Origin of the sequence: Micromonospora sp. AMSO12t (genome assembly GCF_008806585.1) — a bacterium.
Classification (GTDB): domain Bacteria; phylum Actinomycetota; class Actinomycetes; order Mycobacteriales; family Micromonosporaceae; genus Micromonospora; species Micromonospora reichwaldensis.
This window is the reverse complement of the sequence record NZ_WAAS01000407.1, coordinates 1-4,014: the sequence shown is the minus strand read 5'-3', so window position 1 is coordinate 4,014 and position 4,014 is coordinate 1. Positions and strand designations below refer to the sequence as shown.

Here is a 4,014-nt window from a genome sequence, read left to right as displayed (position 1 = left end):
GACAGGGCACGGACGGGACGGGGCCCGTGGCGCGTCGCGCCACGGGCCCCGTGCGGGTGTCCGTCAGAGGTACTGGCCGGTGTTGCTGGCGGTCTCGATGGACCGGCCGGCCTCCGCGCCCTTGCCGCCGGAGACGAGCGTGCGGATGTAGACGATCCGCTCGCCCTTCTTGCCGGAGATCCGGGCCCAGTCGTCGGGGTTGGTGGTGTTGGGCAGGTCCTCGTTCTCCCGGAACTCGTCGACGCAGGCGTCGAGGAGGTGCTGCAGGCGCAGGCCCTTGCGTCCGGAGGTGAGGAACTCCTTGATGGCCATCTTCTTGCCCCGGTCGACGATGTTCTGGATCATCGCGCCGGAGTTGAAGTCCTTGAAGTAGAGGACTTCCTTGTCGCCGTTGGCGTAGGTGACCTCGAGGAAGCGGTTCTCCTCGGTCTCCGAGTACATCCGCAGCACGACCGCGTCGATCATCGCCGCGACGGTGGCCTGGGGGTCGCCGCCGTGCTCGGCCAGGTCGTCCGGGTGCAGCGGCAGCCCGGCGAGGATGTACTTGGTGAAGATGTCCTTGGCCGCCTCGGCGTCCGGCCGCTCGATCTTGATCTTCACGTCGAGTCGGCCGGGTCGCAGAATCGCCGGATCGATCATGTCTTCCCGGTTGGAGGCGCCGATGACGATGACGTTCTCCAGCCCCTCCACGCCGTCGATCTCGCTGAGCAGCTGCGGGACGATGGTGTTCTCCACGTCGGAGGAGACACCGGAGCCCCGGGTCCGGAAGATCGAGTCCATCTCGTCGAAGAACACGATGACCGGTGTGCCCTCGCCGGCCTTCTCGCGGGCCCGCTGGAAGATCAGCCGGATGTGCCGCTCGGTCTCGCCGACGTACTTGTTGAGCAGCTCCGGGCCCTTGATGTTGAGGAAGAAGCTGGTGTGCTTCTCCTTGCCCTCCCGCTCGGCGATCTTCTTCGCGAGCGAGTTGGCCACCGCCTTGGCGATCAGCGTCTTGCCGCAGCCGGGCGGACCGTAGAGCAGGATGCCCTTCGGCGGGCGGAGCTGGTGCTCGCGGAACAGGTCGGCGTGCAGGAAGGGCAGTTCCACCGCGTCGCGGATCTGCTCGATCTGCGAGTGAAGGCCACCGATGTCGGTGTAGTCGACGTCGGGCACCTCCTCCAGGACCAGTTCCTCGACCTCGCTCTTCGGGATCCGCTCGTACGCGTACGCCGAGCGGGGCTCGATCATGAGCGAGTCGCCGGCCCGGATCGGCGAACCGATCAGGGTGTCGGCGAGGTGCACGATGCGCTCCTCGTCGGAGTGCGAGACCACCAGGGCCCGGTCGCCCGGGCTGCCGTCGGGACCCGCGAGGATCTCCTTGAGCATCGCCACCTCGCCGACCCGCTCGAAACCGAACGCGTCGACGATGTTGAGCGCGTCGTTGAGCAGGACCTCCTGGCCGCGCCGCAGCTCGGCGACGTCCAGCGAGGGCGAGACGGCGACACGGAGCTTGCGTCCGCCGGTGAAGACGTCCACCGTGCCGTCGTCGTGCCGTGCAAGGAAGACGCCGTAACCACTCGGCGGTTGCGCGAGGCGGTCGATCTCCTCCTTGAGCGTCACGATCTGCGCGCGAGCCTCCTTGAGGGTGCTCACGAGCCGGTCGTTGTTCTCGGTCAGCCGCGCCAACTGTGCCTGGGTGGCCGCCAGCCGCTCTTCGAGCTGCCGGACGTGTCGGGGGCTTTCGGTCAACTTGCGCCGCACCAGAGCGAGTTCCTCTTGAAGGAACGCGACCTGCGTGGAGAGATCGTGGGCCTCCTTCTCCCACCGTGCGGCGCGCGAGTCCGCGTCGTCGCTGCGTGCCACGTCCCACCTCCCCGGGGGGCTTGAACGTTCTGCCCTAACACTAGCCGCTATGAGGCCGATTCGGTCCCACGCAACGCGCTCGTCACCGAACCTTGATCGCGAAGGGTGGCCCGGGGGGCCGGTACGGGCGTTCGGGTACCGTCGAGGCGTGGGACGGGAGAACATGGGGGGTGCGCCGTGGCGCAGGTCGTGACGGACGAGTTGCAGGTCTGGGTTGACCAGGATCTCTGCACGGGCGACGGGCTCTGCGTGCAGTACGCGCCCGAGGTCTTCGAGTTCGACGTCGACGGGCTGGCGTACGTCAAGGGCCCCGACGGCGAGCTGCGGATGGCGCCGGGCAGCCGGGTCGACGTGCCGGAGCACCTGCGCCTCGAGGTGATCGACTCGGCGAAGGAGTGCCCGGGCGAGTGCATCCACGTGGTGCGCGGCAGCGACGGCGTCGAGGTGGCCGGCCCGGAGGCCGAGGAGGACTGACGGCCCGGCCCTCCCGCGCGAGCGCGGGGGAGGATCGAGACGTCCGGGAACCCCGCCTGCGCGGACCACCCGGGCGTACGCCTCAGAGCATCGGTCGGCCGACCACCGAGGCGACCAGGCGGGCGAACTCCTCCAGGCGGGCGATCTGTCCGGCGCCGCCGTCGTCGAGGGTCTTGCCGAAGCGCAGCGCGTCGTGCCGGGGCGCGCCCACCGCCTCGTCGCTGGGCGGCGCCTCGTCCAGCGAGGTGAGCAGCAGGTAGACGTCGATGCTGTCCACCCGGATCCCGCCGTCCTCGGCGCGGGTGAGCCGGCGCCGGCAGCCGACCTCGGTCACCGTGGAGACCGGCACCACCCGCAACGACGAGGTCATCGAGCCCGGTGGCCCCTCCTCCGGCGGCACGTCCTCGCCGTGCCAGAGGACGAGGCGGCTGCCGTCGCAGACCACGACCTCCTGCCACACCCCGTTGACCTCGTTGACGAAGCGTTCCAGGGTGAAGCCGAGCACCGAAGCGCCGCGCAGCACCCCACCGAGCGCCTCGAGCGCGACGTCGGGGTCCCGCAGGTACGCCCGGGCCGCCGATTCGAGGTCCTGGTAGGGCGACCAGTCCGGGAACACCGCCGGCAGGTCGCCCCCGCCGAAGCCGGGCCGGCTCATGACACCTCCCCGTGCCCGGCCCGCCGGCAAGCGCCGACGGGCGGGATCCGTCCGTTCACTCCTCGTCGCCCCGCTGCACCGTCACGGCCGTTCCGTGTCCTCGGCCGCCTGCTGCGCCGAGGCAGCCGCCGCCTGCCTGGCGGCCTCGGCCTCGCGCAGCGCCTGGCGGCGTTCGGCGTACGCCTCGGCGCCCTTGCTGGGCTTGCGGCGCCGCGGCGGTGCGGTGACGCCGGGGGCGAGCTTACGCGCGGAGACGAGGAACGCGGTGTGCGCGATCATGCGGTGGTCCGGGCGCACGGCCAGACCCTCGGCGTGCCAGTCGCGCACCAGCGACTCCCAGGCCCGCGGCTCGGTCCAGCCGCCGCGCTCACGCAGCGCCTCGACCAGCTCGGACAGCTGCGGGGTGGTGGCGACGTAGCCGATGAACACGCCACCGGGCACCAGCGCCCGCTCGACCATGTCGAGGGTCTCCCACGGGGTGAGCATGTCGAGGATGATCCGGTCGAAGCCGGTCTCGGCGCACCCGGCGACGTCGCCGACGTGCAGGTGCCACGCCGGGTGCGGCCCGTTGAAGAACGCCTCGACGTTGCGCCGGGCGATCTGGGCGAAGTCGTCGCGCACCTCGAACGAGTGCAGCTCGCCCCCCGTGCCGACCGCACGCAGCAGGGAGCAGGACAGCGCGCCGGAGCCGGCGCCGGCCTCCAGGACCTTGGCGCCGGGGAAGATGTCGCCCATGGCGACGATCTGGGCGGAGTCCTTCGGGTAGATCACCTGGGCGCCGCGCGGCATGGAGAGCACGTAGTCCGACAGCAGCGGTCGCAGGGCCAGGAACGCGGTGCCGCCGCCGGTGGTGGTGACCACGCTGCCGTCGGGCAGGCCGATCAGCGCGTCGTGCTCCAGGATGCCGCGGTGGGTGTGGAACGCCTTGCCCGGCTCCAGGGTGACCGTGTGCATCCGCCCCTTGGGGTCGGTCAGCTGCACCCGGTCGCCGATCCGGAACGGGCCGCGGTGCACGGGGGGCAGCGCCGGGGTGTCGGCGG

General features: G+C 71.0%; 4 protein-coding genes. 1 reads left to right on the top strand and 3 read right to left on the bottom strand.

The window, feature by feature from the left end; translation table 11 throughout:
* Positions 1-63 precede the first annotated feature (63 nt).
* Positions 64-1,845: a proteasome ATPase gene (arc, locus tag F6X68_RS31340; RefSeq protein WP_151457627.1), complete on the bottom strand. Its 1,782-nt coding sequence runs from the start codon at positions 1,843-1,845 to the stop codon at positions 64-66.
* Between the two features lie 177 nt (positions 1,846-2,022).
* Between arc and F6X68_RS31335 the strand changes: the two genes are divergently transcribed.
* Complete coding sequence (locus F6X68_RS31335) at positions 2,023-2,319, top strand: ferredoxin (RefSeq protein WP_132237457.1); 297 nt, start codon at positions 2,023-2,025, stop codon at positions 2,317-2,319.
* An 82-nt stretch (positions 2,320-2,401) separates the two neighbouring features.
* Here F6X68_RS31335 and F6X68_RS31330 read toward each other — a convergent pair whose 3' ends face one another.
* Together F6X68_RS31330 and F6X68_RS31325 are read right to left on the bottom strand one after the other, a co-directional pair.
* Positions 2,402-2,974, bottom strand: a complete 573-nt coding sequence (locus F6X68_RS31330; RefSeq protein ID WP_151457626.1) for a hypothetical protein — start codon at positions 2,972-2,974, stop codon at positions 2,402-2,404.
* 81 nt (positions 2,975-3,055) lie between these two features.
* Positions 3,056-3,997: a tRNA (adenine-N1)-methyltransferase gene (locus tag F6X68_RS31325; protein WP_151457628.1), complete on the bottom strand. Its 942-nt coding sequence runs from the start codon at positions 3,995-3,997 to the stop codon at positions 3,056-3,058.
* Positions 3,998-4,014: the final 17 nt, after the last annotated feature.

Bases quoted from the DNA above. Each gene is read 5' to 3' on its own strand.
- F6X68_RS31330 (WP_151457626.1), bottom strand. From the start codon at position 2,974: ATGAGCCGGCCCGGCTTCGGCGGGGGCGACCTGCCGGCGGTGTTCCCG.